21 protein-coding genes are annotated in these 23,724 nt (G+C 72.4%); 15 read left to right on the forward strand and 6 right to left on the reverse strand.

Annotated features, from left to right (window positions below):
* The first annotated feature begins 231 nt into the window (after positions 1-231).
* Positions 232-2,931, forward strand: coding sequence for a pyruvate dehydrogenase (acetyl-transferring), homodimeric type (gene aceE, locus PUR26_RS22400; RefSeq protein ID WP_329874234.1), 2,700 nt, complete (start codon positions 232-234; stop codon positions 2,929-2,931).
* A gap of 70 nt (positions 2,932-3,001) precedes the next feature.
* Positions 3,002-3,991, forward strand: coding sequence for a helix-turn-helix transcriptional regulator (locus tag PUR26_RS22405; RefSeq protein WP_329874235.1), 990 nt, complete (start codon positions 3,002-3,004; stop codon positions 3,989-3,991).
* A gap of 9 nt (positions 3,992-4,000) precedes the next feature.
* Here the strand turns inward: PUR26_RS22405 and PUR26_RS22410 are convergent, their stop codons facing one another.
* Entirely contained in the window at positions 4,001-4,930 is a 930-nt protein-coding gene (locus tag PUR26_RS22410) for an SDR family oxidoreductase (protein WP_329874236.1), read from the reverse strand.
* 98 nt (positions 4,931-5,028) lie between these two features.
* Here PUR26_RS22410 and PUR26_RS22415 point away from each other — a divergent pair, with 98 nt between their 5' ends.
* Complete coding sequence (locus tag PUR26_RS22415; RefSeq protein ID WP_329874312.1) at positions 5,029-5,550, forward strand: DUF4240 domain-containing protein; 522 nt, start codon at positions 5,029-5,031, stop codon at positions 5,548-5,550.
* Positions 5,551-5,574: 24 nt separating this feature from the next.
* On the opposite strand, the gene PUR26_RS22420 is transcribed toward PUR26_RS22415, so the two are convergent.
* Complete coding sequence (locus PUR26_RS22420) at positions 5,575-6,156, reverse strand: GNAT family N-acetyltransferase (RefSeq protein WP_329874237.1); 582 nt, start codon at positions 6,154-6,156, stop codon at positions 5,575-5,577.
* A gap of 34 nt (positions 6,157-6,190) precedes the next feature.
* Between PUR26_RS22420 and PUR26_RS22425 the strand changes: the two genes are divergently transcribed.
* Together PUR26_RS22425 and PUR26_RS22430 are read left to right on the forward strand one after the other, a co-directional pair.
* The gene (locus PUR26_RS22425) at positions 6,191-7,099 is read left to right on the forward strand and encodes a TIGR01777 family oxidoreductase (RefSeq protein WP_329874238.1); all 909 of its coding nucleotides are present in this window, start codon (positions 6,191-6,193) and stop codon (positions 7,097-7,099) included.
* Positions 7,100-7,431: 332 nt separating this feature from the next.
* A complete protein-coding gene (locus tag PUR26_RS22430; protein WP_329874239.1) occupies positions 7,432-8,754 on the forward strand; it encodes an NAD(P)/FAD-dependent oxidoreductase in 1,323 nt (440 codons plus the stop codon).
* Positions 8,755-8,874: 120 nt separating this feature from the next.
* Here the strand turns inward: PUR26_RS22430 and PUR26_RS22435 are convergent, their stop codons facing one another.
* A complete protein-coding gene (locus tag PUR26_RS22435) occupies positions 8,875-10,317 on the reverse strand; it encodes a regulator (RefSeq protein WP_329874240.1) in 1,443 nt (480 codons plus the stop codon).
* Between the two features lie 240 nt (positions 10,318-10,557).
* Here PUR26_RS22435 and lipB point away from each other — a divergent pair, with 240 nt between their 5' ends.
* The 4 genes from lipB to PUR26_RS22455 all read left to right on the forward strand — a co-directional run bounded on the left by lipB (position 10,558) and on the right by PUR26_RS22455 (position 13,655).
* Positions 10,558-11,355 carry a lipoyl(octanoyl) transferase LipB gene (gene lipB / locus PUR26_RS22440; RefSeq protein ID WP_329874241.1) on the forward strand — a complete coding sequence of 266 codons (798 nt, stop codon included), beginning with the start codon at positions 10,558-10,560 and terminating at the stop codon, positions 11,353-11,355.
* 110 nt (positions 11,356-11,465) lie between these two features.
* Positions 11,466-12,419 (forward strand): lipoyl synthase, encoded by a 954-nt coding sequence (lipA, locus tag PUR26_RS22445; protein WP_329874242.1) that lies wholly within the window; start codon positions 11,466-11,468, stop codon positions 12,417-12,419.
* Between the two features lie 302 nt (positions 12,420-12,721).
* A complete protein-coding gene (locus PUR26_RS22450; protein ID WP_329874243.1) occupies positions 12,722-12,937 on the forward strand; it encodes an SCO2195 family GlnR-regulated protein in 216 nt (71 codons plus the stop codon).
* Between the two features lie 10 nt (positions 12,938-12,947).
* Positions 12,948-13,655 (forward strand): DUF4191 domain-containing protein, encoded by a 708-nt coding sequence (locus tag PUR26_RS22455; RefSeq protein WP_329874244.1) that lies wholly within the window; start codon positions 12,948-12,950, stop codon positions 13,653-13,655.
* A gap of 207 nt (positions 13,656-13,862) precedes the next feature.
* On the opposite strand, the gene PUR26_RS22460 is transcribed toward PUR26_RS22455, so the two are convergent.
* The gene (locus PUR26_RS22460; protein ID WP_329874245.1) at positions 13,863-14,330 is read right to left on the reverse strand and encodes an RDD family protein; all 468 of its coding nucleotides are present in this window, start codon (positions 14,328-14,330) and stop codon (positions 13,863-13,865) included.
* 221 nt (positions 14,331-14,551) lie between these two features.
* Here PUR26_RS22460 and glnA point away from each other — a divergent pair, with 221 nt between their 5' ends.
* On the forward strand, positions 14,552-15,961 hold the full coding sequence (glnA, locus tag PUR26_RS22465; protein ID WP_329874246.1) for a type I glutamate--ammonia ligase: 1,410 nt from the start codon (positions 14,552-14,554) through the stop codon (positions 15,959-15,961).
* A 372-nt stretch (positions 15,962-16,333) separates the two neighbouring features.
* A complete protein-coding gene (locus PUR26_RS22470; RefSeq protein WP_329874247.1) occupies positions 16,334-18,013 on the forward strand; it encodes an alpha/beta fold hydrolase in 1,680 nt (559 codons plus the stop codon).
* 110 nt (positions 18,014-18,123) lie between these two features.
* Here PUR26_RS22470 and PUR26_RS22475 read toward each other — a convergent pair whose 3' ends face one another.
* The gene (locus PUR26_RS22475) at positions 18,124-18,399 is read right to left on the reverse strand and encodes a hypothetical protein (RefSeq protein WP_329874248.1); all 276 of its coding nucleotides are present in this window, start codon (positions 18,397-18,399) and stop codon (positions 18,124-18,126) included.
* A gap of 123 nt (positions 18,400-18,522) precedes the next feature.
* Between PUR26_RS22475 and PUR26_RS22480 the strand changes: the two genes are divergently transcribed.
* Both PUR26_RS22480 and PUR26_RS22485 read left to right on the forward strand, forming a co-directional pair.
* Entirely contained in the window at positions 18,523-18,885 is a 363-nt protein-coding gene (locus tag PUR26_RS22480) for an arsenate reductase family protein (RefSeq protein ID WP_329874249.1), read from the forward strand.
* A gap of 219 nt (positions 18,886-19,104) precedes the next feature.
* Positions 19,105-19,779, forward strand: coding sequence for a hypothetical protein (locus PUR26_RS22485; RefSeq protein WP_329874250.1), 675 nt, complete (start codon positions 19,105-19,107; stop codon positions 19,777-19,779).
* Between the two features lie 21 nt (positions 19,780-19,800).
* Here the strand turns inward: PUR26_RS22485 and PUR26_RS22490 are convergent, their stop codons facing one another.
* Positions 19,801-20,697, reverse strand: coding sequence for a Gfo/Idh/MocA family protein (locus PUR26_RS22490; RefSeq protein WP_329874251.1), 897 nt, complete (start codon positions 20,695-20,697; stop codon positions 19,801-19,803).
* 366 nt (positions 20,698-21,063) lie between these two features.
* Between PUR26_RS22490 and glnII the strand changes: the two genes are divergently transcribed.
* Complete coding sequence (gene glnII, locus PUR26_RS22495; RefSeq protein WP_329874252.1) at positions 21,064-22,095, forward strand: glutamine synthetase; 1,032 nt, start codon at positions 21,064-21,066, stop codon at positions 22,093-22,095.
* Between the two features lie 114 nt (positions 22,096-22,209).
* Positions 22,210-23,406 (forward strand): acyltransferase family protein, encoded by a 1,197-nt coding sequence (locus PUR26_RS22500; protein WP_329874253.1) that lies wholly within the window; start codon positions 22,210-22,212, stop codon positions 23,404-23,406.
* Positions 23,407-23,724: the final 318 nt, after the last annotated feature.

The following is a 23,724-nucleotide window of genomic DNA, read 5'->3' on the forward strand; positions in this document are numbered from 1 at the left end:
GCGGGCAGCGCTCAAAAGGCGCCCCTCACCTGGAAAAACAAGGCACCGGGTGCCCGTTTCCGTGGCACCCAATGCCTACTTTGCCCCTCAACATAAGAATTTCGCCTCAACCCTTTGATCGATCATCGATCACAGTCGTACAGTCGTCCGCGGACTTCAACAGAGGTCCCCCTCGCCCTGTCCTGCCAAGACCAAGGGCTCCCACCCCTTCGACTCCGGAAGGCGGCGACTATGACCGACCCCACCCGCATCCAGCCGAGCGAGCTCGACCAGCTGCCGGACCGCGATCCCGAGGAGACCGCCGAGTGGCAGGCGTCGCTCGACGCCGTCACCGAGGCGGCCGGGCCGCACCGCGCCGCCTACCTGATGCGGCGCACCCTGGAGCGTGCCGAGGGCGCCGGTCTCGCGCTGCCCAAGCTGCTCGAAACCGACTACGTCAACACCATCCCGACCGCCGCCGAGCCGGGCTACGGCTTCGACGGTGACGAGGAGATGGAAGCGAAGATCACCGCGTGGAACCGCTGGAACGCGGCCGCGATGGTCAGCCGCGGTTCCAAGTACGGCGTCGGCGGCCACATCGCCACCTTCGCCTCCGCCGCCTGGCTCTACGAGACGGGCTTCAACCACTTCTTCCGCGGCAAGGAATCCCCGGAAGCGCCCGGCTCCGGCGACCAGCTCTACATCCAGGGCCACGCCTCCCCCGGCATCTACGCCCGCGCCTTCCTCGACGGCCGCCTCACCGAGGCGCACCTCGACAAGTTCCGCCAGGAGTCGGGCGGCGACGGCCTGCCGTCCTACCCGCACCCGCGCCGTCTGCCGTGGCTGTGGGAGTTCCCGACGGTGTCGATGGGCCTCGGCCCGCTGTCGGCGATCTACCAGGCGCGGTTCAACCGCTACCTGACCAACCGCAACATCAAGGACGTCTCCAACAGCCACGTCTGGGCGTTCCTCGGTGACGGCGAGATGGACGAGCCCGAGTCGACGGCGGCACTCGCGCTCGCCGCCCGCGAGGGTCTCGACAACCTGACCTTCGTCATCAACTGCAACCTCCAGCGCCTCGACGGCCCGGTCCGCGCCAACTTCAAGATCGTCCAGGAGCTGGAGGCCCAGTTCCGCGGCGCCGGCTGGAACGTCGTGAAGTCGCTCTGGGGCACCGCCTGGGACGAGCTGTTCCAGCTCGACACCACGGGCGCGCTGGTGCGGCGCCTGCGTGAGGTGCCGGACGCTCAGTTCCAGACGTACGCGACGCGCGACGCCGCGTACATCCGTGAGCACTTCTTCGGCTCCGAGCCCGCGCTCGTCCAGCTGGGGTCGGTCCTGTCCGACGACAAGATCCTCGAGTGCTTCCACCTCTCGCGCGGCGGCCACGAGTCGCGGAAGGTGTACGCGGCGTACAAGGCGGCCCTCGCCCACAAGGGCGCGCCGACCGTGATCCTCGCGCAGACGGTGAAGGGCTTCACCCTCGGCAAGGGCTTCGAGTCGAAGAACGCCAACCACCAGATGAAGAAGCTGTCGGTCGACGAGTTCAAGGGCATGCGCGACCTGCTCGGTCTGCCCATCCCGGACTCGGCGTTCGCCGACGGCCAGGTCCCCTACGGCCACCCGGGCGCCGACTCCGCCGAGGTCCGCTACCTCACCGAGCGCCGCGCCGCGCTGGGCGGCCCGGCCCCGGCCCGCCGCACCCACGCCCTGGCCCCGCTGCCCGCGCCGGCGGACAAGTCGTTCGCCGCCTTCGACAAGGGCTCCGGCACCCAGTCCGTCGCGACCACCATGGCCTTCGTCCGTCTGATGAAGGACCTCATCCGTGACAAGGAGACCGGCAGGCGCTGGGTCCCGATCGTCCCGGACGAGGCCCGCACCTTCGGCATGGAGTCGCTGTTCCCCTCGCTCGGCATCTACTCGCCGAAGGGCCAGACGTACGAGCCGGTCGACCGCGACCAGCTGATGTACTACCGCGAGGCCAAGGACGGCCAGATCCTCAACGAGGGCATCACCGAGGCCGGCTCGATGGCCGACTTCATCGCCGCGTCGACCGCGTACTCCACGCACGGCGAAGCGATGATCCCGTTCTACATCTTCTACTCGATGTTCGGCTGGCAGCGCACGGCCGACCAGATGTGGCAGCTCGGCGACCAGCTGGGCCGCGGCTTCCTGGTGGGCGCCACCGCGGGCCGTACGACCCTGACGGGTGAGGGCCTCCAGCACGCCGACGGCCACTCGCCGGTGATCGCGGCGACGAACCCGGCGGCGCTGACGTACGACCCGGCGTTCGCCTACGAGGTCGCGGCGATCGTCAAGGACGGTCTGCGCCGGATGTACGGCGAGGCCGCGCCGGGCGAGGACCCGAACGTCTTCTACTACCTGACGGTCTACAACGAGCCGATGCCGCAGCCCGCGAAGCCCGCGGGCGTCGACGAGGGCATCCTCAAGGGCCTGTACCGGTTCAAGGAGGGCGCGGGGGCGGCGGCCGACGCGCCGCGCACCCAGCTGCTGGCCTCCGGTACGGCGATCCACTGGGCGCTGAAGGCCCAGGAGCTGCTGGCCGCCGAGTGGGGCGTGAACGCCGACGTGTGGTCCGCGACCTCCTGGACCGAGCTGCGGCGCGACGCGCTGGCGGCGGACGAGGCGCTGCTGCGCGGCGAGGAGCGGGTGCCGTACATCCGCCAGGCGCTGGCCGACGCCCCGGGCCCGGTGCTCGCGGTGAGCGACTACATGCGCCAGGTCCCGGACCAGATCGCGCAGTGGGTCGAGCAGGACTACAGCTCGCTCGGCGCCGACGGCTTCGGTCTGTCCGACACCCGTGAGGCGGCCCGCCGCCACTTCGGTGTGGACGCCGAGTCGATCGTGGTGGCGGCGCTGGCCCAGCTGGCCCGGCGCGGTGAGGTACCGGCCTCCGCGGTGAAGGAGGCCCGGGAGCGCTACGGCCTGTAGGACCCGCCCCTGAGCGGTGAGGCCCCCGGCCGGCCCAGGCCGGACGGGGGCCTCCTGCATGATGGGGGGCATGCGCGCTGCCCGGCTGATCAAGATGGTGCTCCTGCTCCAGTCGCGTCCGTCCATGACCGCCGCGGAGCTGGCCCGTGAGCTGGAGGTGTCGGAGCGGACGATCACCCGGGACGCGCTGGCGCTGTCGGAGGCGGGGGTGCCGGTGTACGCGGACCGGGGCCGGGCCGGCGGCTACCGGCTGATCGGCGGCTACCGCACCCGGCTGACCGGTCTCGCCCGCGGCGAGGCGGAGGCGCTGTTCCTCTCCGGGGTGCCGGGCGCGCTGCGCGAGATGGGGCTGGACGACGCCGCCTCGGCGGCCCGCCTCAAGGTGTCGGCCGCGCTGCTGCCCTCGTTGCGCGACGCCCCCGCGTCGGCCGCGCAGCGCTTCCACCTGGACGCGCCCGGCTGGTACCAGGAGCCGCAGACGCCCGGGCTGCTGCCGGTGATCGCCGAGGCGGTGTGGGAGGACCGGATGCTCTCGGCCCGCTACCGGCGGGGGGACGGGGAGGACCGGCGGGAGGTCGAGCGGGAGCTGGCCCCCTACGGGCTCGTGCTCAAGGCGGGCGTCTGGTACCTGTGTGCCCGGGCCGGTGAGCCGGGGCGGGAGACGTTCCGGGTGTACCGCGTCGACCGGTTCACCGCCGTGGCCCTCGGCGACGACCGCTTCGTCCGCTCGGAGGACTTCGACCTGCCGGCGTTCTGGGAGGAGCGGTCGGCGGAGTTCGCCCGGTCGATCCTGCGTACCCGGGTGGTGGTCCGGCTCACCCCGGAGGGGGTCCGGCGGCTGCCGTACGCGACGGACCGGGCCGCCGCACGCGAGGCGCTGGCGGCGGCCGGTCCGCCGGACGAGCGGGACCGCGTGACGGTCACCCTGCCGGTGGAGTCGGAGGACGTCGCGCACAGCCAGCTCCTGGGGCTCGGCCCGGAGCTGGAGGTGCTGCGACCGGCCTCGTTGCGCGAGCGGTTCGCCGCGGCGGCCCGCCGGATGGGCAGGCTCTACGGGTGACCCGGTGACTCAGCGGTAGTCGTCGGCGGTGGCTTCCTTGCCGCCGTGGACGACATCGATGAAATAGGCCCAGCCGTCCGGCTGCGACCCGTCGGCGTCGGTGAAGCCGTACGCCTTGGCCATCTGCCCGCTGGAGAGGGACCGGCCGTTCCACCGCGCGCGCCCGGGGTCGGCGGCCAGCGCGGCGACCGCCCGGCCCACGTACACGGGCGATTCGGCGATGGCGAAGTGCGGCTCCTTCTCCACGGCGTCGCGCCAGTTCTCCTCGCGCACCCCGTAGATGTCGAGCATGATCTCGGAGCGCAGATAGCCGGGGCTCATGGCCACCGCCGTACCGCCCACCTCCTTGAGGTCCTCTCCGAGGGCGAAGGCCATGCGCAGGGGGGCGTTCTTGGCGAGGTCGAAGTAGAAGTTCTCACGGAACCTCTCGTTGTACTCGGTGGTGCCGTCCGTCATCTCCACGACCAGGCCACCGGGGTTCCTGATGAGCAGCGGCAGTGCGCAGCTGCTGGTGATGATGTGGCTGCGGACGCCGAGCTCCAGCATGCGCATGCCCTGGTCGAGGTCCGTCTCCCACATCTTCCTGCCCCAGGGGATGAGGTGGTCGCCGCCCCAGAGGCTGTTGACGAGGATGTCGAGCCGTCCGTGTTCCTGGTCGATGCGGGCGATCAGCTCGCGGACCTGTTCCACCTGGAGGTGGTCGGTCGGTACGGCGATGCCCTGGCCGCCGGCGGCGGTGACCAGTTCCGCGGTCTCCTCGATGGTCTCGGTGGCCCGGCCGACCTCACTGACGCCGGTGCGGGTGGTGCGGCCGGTCGCGTAGACGGTGGCTCCGGCCGTACCGAGCTGTACGGCGATGGCGCGGCCCGCGCCCCGGGTGGCGCCCGCGACGAGCGCGACCCTTCCGGCGAGCGGCTTTTCCTGGTTCTGGTTCGTCATATGTCGACGGTCGCAGCGAAACCCGACACCTGCTGTCCGGTTTCATTTCGGCCGCTCCGCGTGCGCCGTTCCCCGGCAACCACGATGCTTGTCCCGTGATGGACGAGACGGAGTTCTGGGAGATCATCGACACCACCCGTGAGGCCGCCGGAGATGACCCGGAGGACCACGCCGAGCTGCTCGTCGAACGGCTGCTCCAGCTCGACCCGGACTCCGTGCTGGACTTCGCACGGCATTTCGAGGCCCGCTACAACCGTGCCTACTCCTGGGACCTGTGGGGCGCCGCCGCGATCCTGATGGGCGGCGCCGGCGATGACGCGTTCGACTACTTCCGGTGCTGGCTGATCGGTCAGGGGCGGGAGGTGTTCGAGGGCGCGATGCACGAGGTGGACGCCCTCGCGGAGCTCCTGGACGAGTTCGACGAGGAGCTCGACGGGGACGGGGAGGAGCTGGGGTACGCGGCCGACGAGGCGTACGAGCAGCTGACCGGCGCCGTCACGCCCGACCTGGGCATCCCGCCGCAGCCGCCCGAGCCGACGGGGACGCCGTTCGACTTCGACGACGACGACGCGCTGGCCGACCGGTTCCCCCGGCTGTGGGACCGGTTCGCCGTGCGGTGACGGCGCTGGAAGCGGCCCGGGTCCTTACGCCTCCTGTCCGCCGGAGCCGGGGCCGCCGGTCAGATCGCGGCCCATGAGGATGTCGTCGACGTACCGGCCGTCCAGGTGGAACTCGCCGGGCAGGACGCCCTCCACGACGAAGCCCTCGGAGGTGTACAGCGTGCGCGCGGGCTCGTTGTGGCCGAGCACCCGCAGGGTCATGCGCGTGGCGCCCTGCCGCCGCGCCTCGTCGAAGGACGCCCGCAGCAGGGCCCTCGCGACCCCCCGGCCGCGCGCCCACTCGGCCACGGCGAGTCCCTGGATCTGGCGGACGTGGGCGTTGCAGGCCAGCGGGGTGGGCGGCACGAGCCGCAGGTATCCGGCCGTACGGAGCGCGGCCGGGGCGCCATGACCGGTCCCAGCGGTCCCGCCGGCTTCACCGGCCCCGGTGGGGGCGATCTCGGCCACCAGGAAGTCGGCGGGGCGGTGGTTGCAGTCGAAGAACGGGTCGTACGGCGGCTGGGGCCGCGGTACGACGGCGTGCAGCGGCGACCACGTCTCACGGTCGATCCGTGCGAGTGCCGCATCGTCGGTGGGACGGGCGAGGCGTATGTGGGGCGAGGTCATGAACGTCACTGTGCCATGGAGGCAGGATGGGCCCATGCAACGTTCTCGTATCGCCATCACCGGCTCCACCGGTCTCATCGGCACGGCGCTCGTCCGCTCCCTGCGGGCCGACGGCCACGACGTCGTACGGCTGGTACGGCGACCCGCCCGGACCGGCGACGAGGTCGAATGGGACCCCGCCCGGCAGTACGTCGACGCGGCCGGCCTGGTCGGCTGCGACGCCGTCGTCCACCTGGCGGGCGCGGGCGTCGGCGAACGCCGCTGGACCGAGGCGTACAAGCGGGAGATCCGGGACAGCCGGGTGCTCGGCACGACCGCCGTCGCGCAGGCCCTGGCCTCCCTGGACACGCCGCCGGAGGTCCTGCTCTGCGGGACGGCGCTCGGCTACTACGGCGACACGGGCGCCCGGGCCGTGGACGAGGCGGCGCCGTCGGGCAAGGGGTTCCTGCCGTCCGTATGCGTGGAGTGGGAGGCCGCCGCGGCCGCCGCGGAGGAGGCGGGCATCCGCGTCGCGTACGCCCGCACCGGCCTGGTCGTCGCCCGCGAGGGCGGGGCGTGGGGCCGGCTCTTCCCGATCTTCCGGGCGGGGCTGGGCGGCCGGCTCGGCTCGGGCGAGCAGTACTGGAGCTTCATCTCCCTGCACGACGAGGTGGCGGCGCTGCGGCACATCCTGGACACCGAAACGCTGTCCGGGCCGGTGAACCTGACGGCCCCGCACCCGGTGACCAACCGTGAGGTGACGGCCGCCATGGGGCGCGTGCTGCGCCGCCCGACGCCCTTTCCCGTGCCGGCCCCGGCGCTGCGGATCGCCCTCGGGGACTTCGCCGAGGACGTCCTGGGCAGCCAGCGGGTCCTGCCCAGGCGCCTCCTGGACTCGGGCTTCCGGTTCGCCTTCCCCACCATCGACGCGGCCATCGCCGCGTCGGCGGCGTCTTCGGCCTGACGCCCCCGGCCCTTCCGTGACCGGCCCCCCGGCCCCGCTCCCCGGCGGGACCGGGGAGGCCGGTGCGTTCCACCGCCCGGACGGCGCGCACCGGGGCGCCCGGGCCCGGGCCACCGGTCCCGGCGGACCGGGGACTGCGTTGCGCGGACCGGGGCAGGGGCAGGCGTGGGCAGAGCTCACGGCCGTGCGACCCCGTGCATCGGTGACCCCCTGCGCGCGCGACTCCCGCCGTCCGGGCCAGCGCCCTAAGGTCGGCCCGAACTCGGGTATTCCCACGGCCAGTTGAGGGCATGAGCCCCACGCACCGACACCGCCACCTCGGGGAGGGACACGTGCTCAGCACCGCACATCACGCGGACGTCGTCATCGTCGGAGCCGGGATAGCGGGACTGTCCGCGGCTCACCAGCTGATCAGCGCAGGAGTGACGGTCAGCGTCCTGGAAGCCGCCCCGCACGTCGGCGGCCGGATGGCCACCGAACACATCGACGGCTTCCGGCTCGACCGCATCGGCCAGTTGCTCAACACCTCGTATCCGGAGCTCCGCCGCACCCCCGGCCTCGACGGCACCGGTCTGCGGTTGTTCCGGCCGGGAGTCCTCGTGCACAGCGACGGGCGGCTGCACCGCGGCGGCGAGGCCGGGGTGCGCAGGGGGGCCCCGCACGGCCCCCGGGGCGTGGGGGGAGCATTCACCCGGGCGCGCGCCCTGGCGAGCGCCCCTCATCCGCTCGACCAGGCACGGCTCGGGGCCACGCTGGCCCGGCTGGCGGGCACCCCCACCTCGCGGCTGCTGGCCCGCCCGGAGCGCCCGGCGATGGAGGCCCTCCCGGTGCGCGGGCTGCCGGCCAGGACCGTCACCCGGTTCCTGCGCCCGCTGCTGTCGGCGCTGCTCTGCGACCCCGACCTCACCACGTCCAGCCGGTGCGCCGACCTCGCGCTGCGGGGCTACGCGCGGGGCCGGATGTGCGTACCCGCGGGTGGCGCCGCCACCCTGCCCGAGCGGCTGGCGGCCGCCCTGCCGCCCGGCACGGTGAGGACCGGTGTACGGGTGACGGACGTGTCCGTCACCCGGGTGGTGACCGCCGAGCACGGGGAGGTGGGCTGCCGCTCCGTGATCGTGGCGACCGGCGCCCGGGCCGCCGCCGGGCTCCTGCCCGGACTGCGCGTACCCGGGTTCCACCCGGTGACGGTCCTGCACCACACCGCTCCCGAGCCCCCGCCGGCGGGCCCGGCGCTGCTGCTGGACGCCGACCGGTCGGGTCCGGTGTCGCACACCGCGGTGATGAGCGAGGTGGACCGCTCGCGCGCTCCGCACGGCCGCGTACTGATCAGTTCGACGGTGCTCGGCACACCGCCGGACGACCTGGACCGGCGGGCCAGGAGGCAGCTGGCCGCGCTGTACGGCACGGGCACCGACGACTGGGAGCTGCTCGCCGTCCACCACGACCCCGAGGCGGTGCCCGCGATGGCCCCTCCGCACGATCTGCGGCGGCCGGTGCGGCTGCTGGCGGGACTGTACGTGTGCGGGGACCACCGCGACACCAGCACCGTCCAGGGTGCGCTCTACTCCGGCCGCCGGGCCGGGCACGCGGTGCTGCGGGACTTCGGCGTCCAGCCCGGCTACGGGGCGGTCCGCCCGCTTCCGGCGGCCGCCTGAGCCATCCTTCCCGTCGGACGGGCGCGGGGCCCGGGAGGCCGCCCGGGCCCTCCGTCCGGATCGGCCGGGACCGGTGTGCGTGATCCGGCACACGGGCCGGCAGGATCCGGACGGGAGGCCCTAACCGATCGCGCCCACCCGGTCGCGGTAGTTCCGTACCGCCGTCGCGTCCCGGTAGGGCTCCAGGCGCCGCTCGAAGTCCCGCACGTACTCGACGGCTCGCGCCGAGCGCATCTCCGCCGCCTGCTGGGCCGCCTCGGCGCCCAGCGCGCACGCCTGGTCCAGCTCGCCCAGGCCGAGTCGGGCGCAGGCGAGCACGACCCGGCAGAAGAGCCGGCTGCGCGCATAGGCGGGCGCGCGCAGCTGGAGCGAGCGCTCGGCGTGCTGCGCGGCGGCCCGGTACTGCTGGAGGTCCCGGTGGCAGTGGCCGAAGTCGGCGGCCAGCTGGGCCTCGTCGAAGTGGCGCGCCCAGTGCGGCACGTCGTCGGCGGGCCGGGCCGCGTCCAGGGCGCGCTCGGCCCGTACGAGCGAGGCGGTGCACGCCCGGACCTCCTGGAGGACGCCGTGCCCCCGGGCCTCGACGGCGTGCAGCAGGGCCTGGACGACGGGTGGCGCCGCGGAGCCGACGCCCTGCTGGGCCACCCGCGCGAGCTGCACCGCCTCCCGTCCGTGGCCGAGGTAGACGGCCTGGCGACTCATGGTGATCAGGACGTACGAGCCGTAGGCCCGGTCGCCGGCCGCCTGGGCGAGCCGCAGCGCCTGGACGAAGTACCGCTGGGCGAGACCGTGCGCGGCGATGTCGTACGACGTCCATCCGGCCAGCCGGGTCAGATCGGCGGCCGCGGCGAACAGCCTCCGGCCGACGCTCTCGCCGTAGGTGCCGCGCAGCATCGGCTCGGCCTCGTGCTCCAGGTAGCGGACGAGGGCCTGGCGGGCGTGGCCTCCGCCGTAGGCGTGGTCGAGGGTGCGGAACAGCTCTCCGACCGAGCGGAGCGCCGCGATGTCGCCGCTGGACACCCGCTGCCCTGGCCCGCGGTCGGTGGTGCGCTGGCGGGGTACGGAGGCACGGCCCTGGAGCGGGACGCGTGGGCCGCTCTGCGGCGGCTCGCCGCGCGCCACCCGTTCGTCGGCCCGGCCGATCAGCCAGTCGCGGCTGGGCACGACCAGGCCGGCCGGGGTGAAGGCGATCTTGCGGAGTTCGGCGTGGCTGCCGGAGTCCTTGCGCCAGAGCCCGCCGACGATGTCGACCGCCTCCTCGGGCGAGGCCGCGAACTCCAGGCCCGCGTACACGGGGGCGCAGGCGTCGAGCCCCAGGTCCTGGGCGGACAGCCGTCGGCCCAGACGCCGGGTGAAGACTTCGGCGATCAGCGCGGGAGTGGTTCCGCGCGGCTGCTGGCCGCGCAGCCAGCGGGTCACCGAGGTCTTGTCGTACCGAAGGTCCAGTCCGTGTTCGAGCCCCAGCTGGTCCACCCGTCTGGCGAGTCCTGCGTTGGAGAATCCGGCCTCGGCGATCAGCGCTGCGAGCTGGCGGTTGGGGTTGCGCTGCGGGGGTCGATCCGTCATCAGCGGTGCGGTCTCCTGCCTTCCGGGCCGGGTTGCAGCCCCTCGGATCGGCGCGATTATCGGCGCGAATTTAGCCTCCCGTGACGCCCGTACCGCCAGCTTCGCCCCACATTCATCCGATCGTGTGAGGATTACGGGCAGCGCTGACGGGCCGCACCTGCCCGCCGGGGGTCCCCGCCGCCGCCGTACAGTGGCGTGGGGCGTGATGAGTGCAGGGTGAAGGTTCTAGGAGGCGTTGCCGTGAGCGAGCTGCGATTCGTCCATCTGGGGTTCGGCGAGGAAGCGGTCGAGTACCAGGAGGCGTGGGACAAGCAGCGCGAGGTCCACGCCGCCCGCTTCGCGGACGAGGTCCCCGACACCTGCCTGCTGCTGGAGCACCCGCCGGTCTACACGGCGGGGCGGCGCACCGAGCCGAACGAGCGCCCCCTGGACGGGACGCCGGTCGTGGACGTGGACCGCGGCGGCAAGATCACCTGGCACGGCCCGGGTCAGCTCGTGGGCTACCCGATCCTCCAGCTGCCGCGCCCCGTGGATGTCGTGGCACACGTCCGCCGCCTGGAGGACGCGCTGATCCGCACGGCCGCGGAGTTCGGCCTGGAGACGACCCGCGTCGAGGGCCGCAGCGGCGTGTGGGTGCTGGGCGACCCGCTGGAGCGGCGCCCCGCGCTGGGCGGCCTGTCGCTGGACTTCGACCCGCGGCTGCACGACGAGGAGTTCGACCCGCGGCTGAGCGGCCCCGAGTACGCCCCGTCCAACGCGGGCCAGCGCGGCGAGGACCGCAAGCTCGCGGCGATCGGCATCCGGGTCGCCAAGGGCGTCACGATGCACGGCTTCTCGCTGAACGTGAACCCCGACAACACCTGGTTCGACCGGATCGTGCCGTGCGGGATCCGGGACGCGGGCGTGACGTCGCTCGCCAACGAGCTGGGCCGCGACGTGACCATCGCGGAGGTCGTCCCGGTGGTCGAGAGGCATCTGCGGGACGTGCTGGAGAACGCGGAGCCCCGGCCCCGCGAGGTCGAGAGGGCCACCGCCTAGGCGTCCGGGGAATGGGCCCCTCTGGCCAGAGGTTGGCCAAACGTAAGGCCATCACTTTTATCGGGCGTACCCTGGTGTTCGCCGAAGAATCGAAGCTGTAGGAGCCAGACGTGTCCGCAGTCGCACCCGACGGACGCAAGATGCTGCGCCTGGAGGTCCGGAACAGCCAGACCCCCATCGAGCGCAAGCCCGAGTGGATCAAGACCCGGGCGAAGATGGGTCCGGAGTACAACCAGCTGCAGAAGCTCGTGAAGAGCGAGGGCCTGCACACGGTCTGCCAGGAGGCGGGCTGCCCCAACATCTTCGAGTGCTGGGAGGACCGCGAGGCGACCTTCCTCATCGGCGGTGACCAGTGCACCCGACGGTGCGACTTCTGCCAGATCGACACGGGCAAGCCGCAGGCGCTGGACCGGGACGAGCCGCGGCGCGTGGGTGAGTCCGTCGTCACGATGGACCTGAACTACGCCACCATCACCGGCGTCGCGCGCGACGACCTGGAGGACGGCGGCGCGTGGCTGTACGCCGAGACCGTGCGGCAGATCCACGCGATGACCGCGGAGCGCGAGACCGGCCACACCAAGGTCGAGCTGCTGATCCCGGACTTCAACGCGGTGCCGGAGCAGCTGGCCGAGGTCTTCTCGTCCCGTCCCGAGGTACTGGCGCACAACGTCGAGACGGTGCCGCGGATCTTCAAGCGCATCCGTCCCGGGTTCCGTTACGAGCGCTCGCTGGAGGTCATCACCAAGGCCCGCGAGGCCGGCCTGGTGACCAAGTCGAACCTGATCCTCGGCATGGGCGAGACCCGCGAGGAGGTCAGCGAGGCGCTCCAGCACCTGCACGACGCGGGTTGCGAGCTCATCACGATCACGCAGTACCTGCGCCCGTCGGTGCGCCACCACCCGGTGGAGCGCTGGGTGAAGCCGCAGGAGTTCGTGGAGCTCAAGGAGGAGGCCGACGAGATCGGCTTCTCCGGTGTGATGTCGGGGCCGCTGGTCCGCTCGTCGTACCGGGCCGGCCGGCTGTTCCAGCAGGCCATGGAACGGCGCGGCCAGGCTGTGGCGTGAACCCCGGACCCCTCGGGGATCCGGGCTCTGTGTGAATCTGCGCACAAGAGACTACCGGTGAGTATCGCCGGAATGGACGCGGTCCGCGCCTTCCCCGCAGGTGGGGAGGGTTCGCGGGCCGCGTCGGCGTTTCCGGGCCCCCGGTGAAGCCTTCATCCGGGTTTGACCGGTCGGTCATGCACTGGTAACACCGATCAGTGACCCTGGCTTTACGCACCGCACATTCCTCCGCGCGTGAGACGCACACGTCCGCCCGTCCCGGCTCACGCCCGCCGAACCCGCCCCGAGGGGAGAGCTCCGCCATGCAGGCCGCGACTCAGCAGGTACGCGCCACCGCCATCCCGTCCGTCACCGACGCCCTGCGCGCCGTGGAGGCGCTGCTCCTGGGCGGCGGCCAGCGCACGGCCCGCCGGAACGCCTGGACCTCCGTCCTGGAGGACCGGCGCCGGGCCAAGGACAGGGTCGAGGCGCAGCATGTTCTGGAGGCCGTGGCTGGCCGCACTTCCCAGGCCACGTAAACTTCACAGCATGGCGAGGAAGGCAAACTCAGACAGCGCTGACGCTGCTGCGAACCCCGGGCGACTGAAGCAGATCGCTCTGACGTACAAGATGACCCGAAAGGCCGATCCGAAGGTCGGTCTCGTCGTCGCGGGCGTGGGCATCGTCGTCTTCGGCGCCCTCCTCGCGATCGGCTTCCTGATCGGGTACCCCGTCTATCTGGGCATCCTGGGCTTTGTCCTGGCGTTCCTCGCGATGGCGATCGTCTTCGGACGCCGCGCCGAGCGGGCCGCCTTCGGGCAGATGGAGGGCCAGCCGGGCGCGGCGGCCGCCGTCCTGCAGAACGTGGGACGCGGCTGGTCGACCACCCCCGCGGTGGCGATGAACCGCAACCAGGACGTGATCCACCGGGCGGTCGGCAAGGCCGGCATCGTACTGGTGGCCGAGGGCAACCCGAACCGGCTCAAGACCCTGCTGGCGGCCGAGAAGAGGAAGATGGCCCGGATCGTCGTGGACGTCCCGGTCCACGACATCATCGTCGGCAACGGCGAGGGCCAGGTGCCGCTGAAGAAGGTCCGCACCACCATGCTCAAGATGCCTCGGGTGCTCTCCGGCCCGCAGGTGACCGCGGCCAACGACCGGCTGCGGGCGATGGGCGACCTCATGAGCAACATGCCCCTGCCGAAGGGCCCGATGCCCAAGGGCATGCGGATGCCGCGAGGCGGAAAGATGCGCTGACGCCTTCACCGGCGCGTACGGCGCCTTGAGGGAGACAGATGAAGGAGGGGCGCCCCGGTCGGACCGGGGCGCCCCTCCTTCATGTGTGTCCGCAGGTGCCCACGGGCGGCCTTCCTGCGCGTCCGCAGGCCCACAGGCGGCCTTCGTATGTGTCCGCAGGCCCACGGCCGGGGCGCGGGGGCCGCTGCCGGATCCGGCGGGAAGAACCTAGATCCGCACCTGCACGGCGCCCGAGAGGCGGTCGTGCAGTCCGCGGCCGTCGCGGTCCCAGATCAACGCGGGGACGGCCAGGCACAGCAGCGCGCTGCGGACCAGGACCCGTCCCAGGCCCAGCCGGCCGCCGTCGAGGGCGATCACCCGCAGACCGAGCAGCCGCTTGCCGGGCGTACTGCCGACCGTACCGACGGTGAGCACGCTCAGGACGAACAGGACGGCGGGCGCCCAGTTGCCCGCCGCTGCCTGGTCACCCCCTGCGATCAGGCCGTATGCGATCAGCAGGCACAGGAACCAGTCGAGGAACAGGGCCCCGAAGCGCCGTCCCAGCGGGGCGATGGAACCCGGCCCCTCCTGGGGCAGACCGAGCCGTTCACCCCGGTAGCCGAAGTCGGCCCCCATCTCCTCGGCGGCCGCGCGGGGCCCGGAGAGCCACGATCCGATTGCTTCCCTGTTGTCCACCCGACCACGGTACTGTGCCCGCTTTCGATCACTTCGGCCCGGGTCCATGTGCTCTCCGTGACAGCACGCTCACGGCCGGGCCGGTTAACTTGGGTGAAACAAATGGGTCATGCTTGAGAAATCACGCGTGCCTATCGTCAGGTCCAGCGTGTGCCACCGCACTGGCCGCACGACCGAGCTGCAAGCCCGCCCCTCCCCCGGGTGGGAGTAGGAGGAGTTGGATGTTCCAGAACGCCGACGAGGCCAAGAAGTTCATCAAGGACAACGACGTCAAGATGGTCGACGTCCGGTTCTGTGACCTTCCGGGAGTGATGCAGCACTTCACCATCCCGGCGACGGCGTTCGACCCGTCCGAGGAGCTCGCCTTCGACGGTTCGTCGATCCGCGGGTTCCAGGCCATCCACGAGTCGGACATGGCACTGCGCGCCGACCTGTCGACCGCCCGGCTGGACCCGTTCCGCCGCGACAAGACGCTGAACATCAACTTCTTCATCCACGACCCGATCACGGGCGAGCAGTACAGCCGCGACCCGCGCAACATCGCCAAGAAGGCGGAGGCCTACCTCGCCTCCACCGGCATCGCGGACACCGCGTACTTCGGCCCCGAGGCCGAGTTCTACGTCTTCGACTCCGTGCGCTTCAACACCGCCGCGAACGAGGGCTTCTACCACATCGACTCCGAGGCCGGCGCCTGGAACACCGGTGCGGTCGAGGACAACCGCGGTTACAAGGTCCGCTACAAGGGCGGATACTTCCCGGCCCCGCCGGTCGACCACTTCGCCGACCTGCGCGCCGAGATCTCCCTGGAGCTGGAGGCCGCCGGCCTGCAGGTCGAGCGCCAGCACCACGAGGTCGGCACCGCCGGCCAGGCCGAGATCAACTACAAGTTCAACACGCTGCTCGCCGCGGCCGACGACCTGATGCTCTTCAAGTACATCGTGAAGAACGTCGCCTGGCGCAACGGCAAGACCGCGACCTTCATGCCGAAGCCGATCTTCGGCGACAACGGCTCGGGCATGCACGTCCACCAGTCCCTGTGGTCGGGCGGCGACCCGCTCTTCTACGACGAGCAGGGTTACGCCGGCCTGTCGGACACCGCCCGCTTCTACATCGGCGGCATCCTGAAGCACGCCCCGTCGCTGCTGGCCTTCACGAACCCGACGGTGAACTCCTACCACCGCCTGGTCCCCGGCTTCGAGGCCCCGGTCAACATGGTCTACTCGCAGCGCAACCGCTCGGCGGCCATGCGTATCCCGATCACGGGCTCGAACCCGAAGGCCAAGCGCGTCGAGTTCCGCGCCCCGGACCCGTCCTCCAACCCGTACCTGGCGTTCTCCGCGCTGCTGCTCGCGGGCCTGGACGGCATCAAGAACAAGATCGAGCCGGCCGAGCCGATCGACAAGGACCTCTACGAGCTGGCTCCCGAGGAGCACGCGAACGTCCAGCAGGTCCCGACCTCCCTCCCGGCCGTCCTCGACGCGCTGGAGGCGGACAACGAGTACCTCCAGGCCGGCGGTGTCTTCACCCCGGACCTGATCGAGACGTGGATCGACTACAAGCGCACGAACGAGATCGCGCCGATCCAGCTGCGTCCGCACCCGCACGAGTTCGAGCTCTACTTCGACATCTAGGAATCGGGGCCGGGCGCCCCGGGCGGAAGTCCTGCACACCGCTTGCCTTCCCCCTCCGTGCGCGTCATGTGCGCGCCGCCCGGTCGCTTCTCCTAGGTGACGGCGTCCGCGCCACGAGGGCCGCTACCCCATGACCGGGGTGGCGGCCCTTGTCGGCTTCGCACCCTCGTTCTCCTGGCCGCGCGGCATCAGCGCCTCGGGCCGCCCCTCGTCCGCGAGGCAGGGCATCGGACGAACAGTCACGCGCGGCCCGCGGCTTGAGCGACAGCCGGCCGTCGCCGGTCCCCTCCGCGCCGAGGCACCGTGCGGTGGCGCATCGGGGTGTGGAGTGCGCAGCGGTCCCAGCGTCTCCGGTCGGGTAGAAAGGCGACCATGGATCTGATCGCCTGCGACGGTGAGTGGCTCGGTCATGTGCTCCGGGACCCCGGCGAGGACGCCCCGGCCACGGTCGTGGTGCTGCACGGGGCCGGGAACGGCAGCATGGAGCGGCTTCTTCCGCTGGTCGACGAGTTCGCCGCCCGTGGGTGCCGGGTGTTGGCGATGGACTTCTCCGGGCACGGCACAAGCACCGGTGAGCTGCGGGAGTCGAGCCTGGAGCGGCGGTTCGCGCAGGCCCGTGAGGTGATCGACCGGCTGGTGCCTGCCCAGGACCCGTTGACTCTGGTCGGGTTCAGCATGAGCGGCCAGACGGTCGCCGATCTGGCCCGGCACTACGGCGGGCGGGTCGTCGCCCTCGCGCTGTGCGCTCCGGCCGTGTACGCGCGGGAGGCCTGGCCCGTCCGGTTCGGGGACGGCTTCACCGGGATCATCCGTGAGCCCGGCAGCTGGCGGCGGTCCGGAGCGCTCGACGCCTTGCGGGAGTTCGAGGGCGTGGCGGTGCTCGTGGTGCCCGGGACGGACGAGGTGATCCCGCCCGCCGTCACCGAGGCCGTCGAGGACGCGCTCTCCGTCCGCTCGCACTACCGGCGGTTGCCGCTGGAGCGGGCCGGCCACCGGCTGGGCCTGTGGTTCCGGGACGAGGCGGAGGACCGGCGGCGGTTCGTCGACACGGTGCTGGCGCCGTCGCGGACGCCCGGCTGGGTGGCGAAGCAGCTCGCGTCGGGCGGACAGGCCCGGGAGGCGGGGCGTCTGCGTGGCGGCTGGACGTCCCAGATGCGGCGGCTGCGGGTCGAAGAGAAGGGCGGGGAGCGTGAGGTGGTGCTGCGGTCGTTCGTCAAGCCCTTCTACCGCCGGCACGCGCCGGGCCTGCTCGCCCGCGAGGCGGCGGTCCTGGACCTGCTGGCCGGTACGGACGTTCCGGCCGCCACGTGCCTGGGCGTCGACGCCGCCGGTGAGCACTGCGACGATCCGTCGCTGTTGATGTCCCTGCTGCCCGGGAGCGTGCGGGTGGACACGGAGGACGTGGACACGCGCGTCGAGCTGCTGGCCCGGCAGCTGGTCGGCATCCACGCCGTGACGGTGGCGGAGGGGGCCCGTCCGCGGCCGTACCAGGCGTGGACGTCGCCGGAGCGGGTGCGGGTGCCACGGGACACCGGGCGGCCGGAGCTGTGGGCGCGGGCGGTGCGGGTGATCGGCCGGCCGGCCCCCTCGTACGAAGGGTGCTTCCTGCACCGGGACTTCCACCCGGGCAATGTGCTGTTCCAGGCGTCGGGCTCGGACGCGGCGGATACCGGCACGGGCGCGGGCACACGGGCGGGCAGCGGTGGGGGGCTGCGGATCAGCGGGGTCGTCGACTGGGTCGAGACCTCTTGGGGGCCCGCCGACCTCGATGTGGCGCACTGCTCGACCGCGCTGGCGCTGCTGTACGGGGTGGAGTGCGGGCTGCGGTTCGGCGAGCGCTATGTCGCGCACGGCGGCGTGCTGTCGGCCGATCCGGGGGCGCGGCTGTACTGGCGGCTGCTGGACGCGCTGGCCTTCGCTCCGGACGCGGAGAAGGTCGCGGGCCCCTGGCGGGAGCTGGGCCGCACGGATCTGACCCCCGAACTGCTGGCCGCCCGGCTGGAGGCGTACATCGAGGCGGTGTTGGGGGCACCGGGTGCGGGCACGCCCTGAGCGGCCGCCGGGGCCCCTCCGGCAGTGGCGCCCGCCCGCACACGGAACGACCGGGCGGGCGGGCGGAACGGCTGAACGGGCTGCCGGGCGGACCGGGACGGGCGCGGGCCTCAGCGGCCCTTGCGGATCAGGGCGCGCACCATCCGGCAGGTGGTGGCGGACGGCGGATGGATGCCGACGTGCTGTGCCGTCGCCCGTATCCTCTCGTCGCCGGCCTCCGACGGGTGGTAGACGCCCGAGTCGAGCAGGGCGATGGTCAGCCGCATGGCCTTCAGGCGGCGGTTGTGCGACACGTACCACTCGCGGGGCAGACCCGCCGGCAGTGGCTTCTTCTGCACGGGCTTCCAGGCTTCGAGGGGCGGCGTCGTGATTGCGGCAACAGCCATCTGCGACCTCCTGGTACGCGGTGGTGGGGCCCTCCCCCGGGCCCTCACGAACTACCTCGATTTTACTGCCCACCACTGACAATCGGCCCTGGCCAGCACGGGTTTGCCGGGTACCGTGAGGGCATGGAGATCTGGATCAACCCCGCCTGTTCCAAGTGCCGTGGCGCGCTGCACCTGCTCGACGAGGAGGGGGCGGACTACACCGTCCGCCGCTATCTGGAGGACGTGCCCTCCGTGGCCGAGATCCGCGAGGTGCTGGGCCGGCTCGGTCTTGAGCCGTGGGAGATCACCCGTACCCAGGAGGCCGACGCGAAGGAGCTCGGGCTGAAGGACTGGCCGCGCGACGCGGAGGCACGCGAGCGCTGGATCGCGGCGCTGGCGGAGCACCCGAAGCTGATCCAGCGTCCGATCATCACGGCCGACGACGGTTCGGCGGTGGTGGCCCGGACGGACGAGGCGGTCCGCGACGCGCTCGGCCGTTCCTGACCGGGCCGTCCCCGGTCTTCCCCGGCCGTTCCTGACCGGGCCGCCCCCGGCCGCTGCCCGAGCGGTGCCGTGCGGCGGTCCCCGTCCGGGAGGCGGCCCGAATCGCCTTTGCCGAGAGCCCGGTTGAGCAGAACGGGCTCGTTACTCGTACGTAGGGGCACACGGAACCGATCCGGCCCCCGCCGACCGCGGGGCGGCCGGGGACAGGAGCCCCCCCACGTGTCTCGCAAGAAAACCCTCAGCGGCAAGAAGAAGCTCGCCCTGCTCGTCGGCGCCGTGGCGCTGGCGGGCGGTACGGCGGTCGTGATGACCGGCACCAGCCAGGCGTCGGTGGCCTGTGACGGGCTGGCCACCGCGGTGAGCAACAACGAGCAGTTCATCGCCGGGCAGCGGGCCAATCCGGACGCCCAGTCGGAGGCCCGGATCGCCAACCGGCTCGCGGTGATCGAGCAGATCAGGCGTCAGCAGCAGGCCGCGGGCTGCGAGGTGGGCGCGGGAGCCGGTGCCGGAGCGGGCGGCCAGGACCAGGGCGCCGGGGCGGGCGCGGGCGGCGCGGCCGCCAAGCCGCCCGCGCAAGGACAGCCGCCCGCCCAGGCGCAGCCCCCGGCCCAGGCGCAGCCCCCGGCCCAGGCACAGCCGCCCGCCGGCGAGGTCGTCTGCGCCGGGTCCACCGTGACGCTGTCCGGCGAGGGCGGTGCCCCGGCCGCCTCCAGCAACCAGTTCCCGGTCGGCACCAAGCTGAAGGTGACCAACCTGGACAACGCCAAGTCCACGACCGTCGAGGTCACCTCGGTCTCCGGCAGCTGCGCGCTGCTCAACGACGCGGCGTTCGAGCAGGTCCGCGAGCCCGGGAAGTTCCTGATCCGCAAGGCGCGGATCGAGCGCGTCGGCTGACGGCGGGACGCCGAGGCGCGGTCACACCGGTCCCCCCACCAGCCGCGCCTCCGCGTCCGCCAGGATCTCCGTCACCCGCAGCCCGAACCGTGCGTCGCAGGGGTGCGCGACCCCGCTGCGCGCCGACTCCAGGAGGGCGTCCACGGCCGCGCCGAACGAACCGACGGCGTCGGCCCACGACGGCATGACCGCCCGCCCGTGGTCCCCGAAGAGCGTGATGCCCGCGTCCGCCGCCCGCGCCGGCGCGCCGAGGCTCAGCGTCGTCGAGCTGCCCGCGCCCGACGCGTGCCGCAGCAGGAGGTGCCGGGAGTCCGCGGGGCCCGCCACGGCGGTCGTCCCGGTCACCTCCCCCAGGACGGGCAGCAGGACCGAGAGCACGTGCGGGCCCACGTCCCACAGGCCGCCCTTCTCCCTGCGCCAGGGCGAGGCCGCGTAGGCGCTGGTGGATCCGGGCGAGAACAGCGCGCCCAGCCAGTGGGCCTGGGCCAGGTACCAGCCGCCGAGGGCCGTCTGCTCCTCGATCCACGGGGCGGTGCGCTCGGCGAACCGCAGCGTGCAGAAGACGACAGAGGCGACGCCGGCCTTCTCGGCCGCGAGGGCCGTCTCACGGGCGAGGGTCACCCGCGTCGCGACCGGTTTGTCCAGCAGCAGGTGGCAGCCGGCGGCGGCCGCGCGCGCGGCCAGCGGCGCCTGGACATCGGGAGGGAGCGCGAAGGCGACGGCGTCGCTCGCCTCGAACAGGGCGTCCACGTCGTCGTACGCCCTGGTCCCGTGGGCGGCGGCGAGCGCGGCCGCCGCCTCGGGCCGTCGGCCCCACACACCGCTGAAGTCGACACCGGGGTGGCCGGCGAGGGCGGGGGCGTGGGTGCGGTCGGCCCAGGGGCCGGTGCCGAGGAGTCCTATGCGGGGCTTCGTCATGCCCGCCAGTCTGCCCGCCGTCGCGTCGTCGCGGCACGCGGGAGAGGGCGGGCGGACGAGCCGCGGCGGGTGGGGAGAGAGCGGCCGGAAGGGCGGCGGCGGGGGCCGCGGGGCCGTACGGGGGCGGGGGCCGTCCGCCGTAAGGGCGCGCCCGGGAGCCGGTGGGCACGGGCACGGGCGCCGTATACGACGCCCCGGCGAGCCTGTGGCCTTCCTCACCCGGTGGGGCGCGCCCCCCGCCGCACAGCGGGGCCCGAAAACACAGGAAACCTGAGTAACACGGGGTTCACAAACGGGCAACGGATGGGAAATCCCCTGTTGCGAAGCTGCGCGACATACCGCTGCACCCGCAAAGGATGAGGCCCCGTGACGTTCAAGGCTGAGTACATCTGGATCGACGGCACCGAGCCGACCGCCAAGCTTCGTTCCAAGACGAAGATCATGACCGGATCGGCCACCGGTGTCGACGAGCTCCCCATCTGGGGCTTCGACGGGTCCAGCACGAACCAGGCCAAGGGTCACGCGTCGGACCGCGTGCTCAAGCCGGTCTTCTCCTGCCCGGACCCGGTCCGCGGCGGCGACGACATCCTCGTCCTGTGCGAGGTGCTCAACACGGACATGACGCCGCACGAGTCCAACACGCGTGCCGCGCTGGCCGAGGTCGCGGGCAGGTTCGCCGACCAGGAGCCGATCTTCGGCATCGAGCAGGAGTACACCTTCTTCGACGGTGAGCGCCCGCTGGGCTTCCCGGCCGGCGGCTTCCCCGCCCCGCAGGGCGGCTACTACTGCGGTGTCGGCGCCGACGAGATCTTCGGCCGCGACATCGTCGAGGCCCACCTGGAGAACTGCCTCAAGGCGGGTCTGGGCATCTCCGGCATCAACGCCGAGGTCATGCCCGGCCAGTGGGAGTTCCAGGTCGGTCCGCTGGCCCCGCTGGAGGTCTCCGACCAGCTGTGGGTGGCGCGCTGGCTGCTCTACCGCACCGCCGAGGACTTCAAGGTCTCCGCCACCCTCGACCCGAAGCCGGTCAAGGGCGACTGGAACGGCGCGGGCGCGCACACCAACTTCTCCACCAAGGCGATGCGCGAGGGGTACGACCCGATCATCACCGCGTGCGAGTCGCTCGGCGAGGGCTCCAAGCCGCTCGACCACGTCAAGAACTACGGCGCGGGCATCGACGACCGCCTGACCGGTCTGCACGAGACGGCCCCGTGGAACGAGTACAGCTACGGCGTCTCCGACCGCGGCGCCTCGGTCCGCATCCCGTGGCAGGTCGAGCAGGACCGCAAGGGCTACATCGAGGACCGCCGCCCGAACGCCAACGTGGACCCGTACGTGGTGACCCGTCTGCTGGTGGACACCTGCTGCTCCGCGCTGGAGAAGGCCGGCCAGGTCTGATCCCTCGGCACCGTACGTACGACAGGGGCGCCCGCCCGACCCGGCGGGCGCCCCTGTCGCATACCCGCCTACACTCTGCGGGGTCGTTGACCCGCAGGTACGAAGAGGCTCCGTATGACCCAGCCGCTGACGTCGGCGTCCATCGGCACCACCACGGTGCCGGAGCAGCCGCGGACGGTGGCCGAGCGGGCTCCCCGGCTGGACTCACTGACCGGTCTGCGCTGGTGGGCAGCTTTTGCCGTCTTCGCGCACCATATGAGCAATCTGGCGCCGTTGCCGATCCACGAGACCCTCGCGTTCGGCACGTACGGGGTCACCCTCTTCTTCGTCCTGTCCGGTTTCGTACTGACCTGGTCCGCCCGGCCCGGTGTCACCGCGCCCACGTTCTACTGGCGGCGCGTGGCGCGCATCTACCCCTCGCACGTCGTCGCGCTGCTGCTGGCCGTGCCGGTCTTCTACAGCTTCACCCCCGACCCGGCCGAGTGGTGGGTGAAGCCGGTCGCCGCCGGGGTCCTGCTGCTGTCCGTCGTCCTGCTCCAGGGCTGGTCGCTCGATCCCGCGATCACCTTCTCCGGGAACCCGGCGGCGTGGACCCTGACGTGCGAGTTCTTCTTCTACGCGCTCCATCCGGCGCTGCACCGGCTGTTCGGCCGGGTGAAGGCGCGCGGGGCGCTGGTCCTCACGGTCCTCACCTTCGCCGCGGCCTTCCTGTACCGGCTCGCCGCCTGGCGGTGGCCGGACTCCTGGCTCGGGGACGTGCCGCACCCGGTGGTGCGTCTGAGCGAGTTCGTGATCGGCATCGGCATCGCCCGCGCCATGCTCGCCGGATGGCGGGTGCGGCTGCGGCCGCTCTGGTGCTACCTGGGGTCGGCCGCGCTGATCGCCTGGCTGCTCCGGAGCCGGGAGCACTCCTTCGACAGCCCGGTCCTGCGCGGGGTGGCGGATCTCACCCGGGTCACCACGGCCGAGTGGATCATCGTTGCGTGCACCGCGATGATCGCGGCGATCGCCTGGAGCGATGTGACGGGGCGCCGTTCCCTGCTGCGCACCCGTCCACTGGTCCGGCTCGGCGAGTGGTCGTTCGCCTTCTACCTGGTCCACGCGACATTCGTCTACGCGCTGCGCGACGTCTACGGCCTCCAGCCGGTCGCCTGGACGAACCTGCGCTGGTACGTGCCGCTGCTGCTGGTCTCGCTCGCCGCGGCCGCCGCCCTGCACCACGCGGTGGAGCGGCCGTTGGAGCGGCGGCTGCGCGCGTGGTGGGAAGGCCGGGCGGAGCGCCGGAGCACCGGGGCGCGCCGCCTGCCCTGACCGGCCGTGAGGGACCGGCGCCCGGCCGGGCAGCCGCGCGGGCCGGCCGCCCGCGAGGTGCCTGGCGGCCGTTCGGACCGTGACAGGCTCTGCTGCCGCCCGCCCGCGTCTGGTTGAATAGGGCCATGGCCATTCTCTGGAACACCGCGACAGGTCGCAGCGACCTCGAGCCGTTCTGGCCGTCCCGTCAGCACCACGACTTCGACCGGGTGTGTTGCCGCGCGATGAACGCGCCGGCCCTCTAAAGCCTCCCCACTGCCCGATCAGGCTTGCGGACAGGTCTTCGGCCGCCGCGCACGACGTACGTACGTCCTTCCG

This window comes from Streptomyces sp. SP18CS02, assembly GCF_036322365.1.
In the GTDB taxonomy this organism is placed as follows: domain Bacteria; phylum Actinomycetota; class Actinomycetes; order Streptomycetales; family Streptomycetaceae; genus Streptomyces.

Bases quoted from the DNA above. Each gene is read 5' to 3' on its own strand.
- PUR26_RS22410 (WP_329874236.1), bottom strand. From the start codon at position 4,930: ATGACGAACCAGAACCAGGAAAAGCCGCTCGCCGGAAGGGTCGCGCTC.
- glnA (WP_329874246.1), top strand. From the start codon at position 14,552: ATGTTCCAGAACGCCGACGAGGCCAAGAAGTTCATCAAGGACAACGAC.
- PUR26_RS22420 (WP_329874237.1), bottom strand. From the start codon at position 6,156: ATGACCTCGCCCCACATACGCCTCGCCCGTCCCACCGACGATGCGGCA.
- PUR26_RS22425 (WP_329874238.1), top strand. From the start codon at position 6,191: ATGCAACGTTCTCGTATCGCCATCACCGGCTCCACCGGTCTCATCGGC.
- PUR26_RS22435 (WP_329874240.1), bottom strand. From the start codon at position 10,317: ATGACGGATCGACCCCCGCAGCGCAACCCCAACCGCCAGCTCGCAGCG.
- PUR26_RS22480 (WP_329874249.1), top strand. From the start codon at position 18,523: ATGGAGATCTGGATCAACCCCGCCTGTTCCAAGTGCCGTGGCGCGCTG.
- aceE (WP_329874234.1), top strand. From the start codon at position 232: ATGACCGACCCCACCCGCATCCAGCCGAGCGAGCTCGACCAGCTGCCG.
- PUR26_RS22405 (WP_329874235.1), top strand. From the start codon at position 3,002: ATGCGCGCTGCCCGGCTGATCAAGATGGTGCTCCTGCTCCAGTCGCGT.
- PUR26_RS22470 (WP_329874247.1), top strand. From the start codon at position 16,334: ATGGATCTGATCGCCTGCGACGGTGAGTGGCTCGGTCATGTGCTCCGG.
- PUR26_RS22500 (WP_329874253.1), top strand. From the start codon at position 22,210: ATGACCCAGCCGCTGACGTCGGCGTCCATCGGCACCACCACGGTGCCG.
- PUR26_RS22450 (WP_329874243.1), top strand. From the start codon at position 12,722: ATGCAGGCCGCGACTCAGCAGGTACGCGCCACCGCCATCCCGTCCGTC.
- PUR26_RS22490 (WP_329874251.1), bottom strand. From the start codon at position 20,697: ATGACGAAGCCCCGCATAGGACTCCTCGGCACCGGCCCCTGGGCCGAC.
- PUR26_RS22455 (WP_329874244.1), top strand. From the start codon at position 12,948: ATGGCGAGGAAGGCAAACTCAGACAGCGCTGACGCTGCTGCGAACCCC.
- PUR26_RS22475 (WP_329874248.1), bottom strand. From the start codon at position 18,399: ATGGCTGTTGCCGCAATCACGACGCCGCCCCTCGAAGCCTGGAAGCCC.
- PUR26_RS22415 (WP_329874312.1), top strand. From the start codon at position 5,029: ATGGACGAGACGGAGTTCTGGGAGATCATCGACACCACCCGTGAGGCC.